This window comes from Zoogloea sp. LCSB751, assembly GCF_002028455.1.
Classification (GTDB): domain Bacteria; phylum Pseudomonadota; class Gammaproteobacteria; order Burkholderiales; family Rhodocyclaceae; genus Zoogloea.
Map to the genome: position 1 here is coordinate 1 of NZ_MWUM01000663.1, position 233 is coordinate 233.

At 36.5% G+C, this 233-nt stretch carries 1 protein-coding gene; it reads right to left on the minus strand.

Annotation, left to right across the window (positions count from 1 at the left end):
* A partial coding sequence (locus tag B4920_RS28080; RefSeq protein ID WP_216820151.1) for a hypothetical protein occupies positions 1-233 on the minus strand: 233 nt, incomplete at both ends.

The following is a 233-nucleotide window of genomic DNA, read 5'->3' on the forward strand; positions in this document are numbered from 1 at the left end:
TGATTTGTTTGTTTACGTAGTAGTATTTGTGCTGGAACTAGTTTTTTAGCCCAATAAACAAATGCTCGATAATTAGGTACTAAAGCTTCACGTGACTCAGATTCAGCAGCAATTAGCTCCTCTGCATATTGTTTGTATTCCTTAAGCATTTTGTCATACACACTACTGAACTTTACTTTTTCACCTTTGAGTCCAAACTCCTTCATCGCCTTAAGAAACAAAGCCTTATCCTG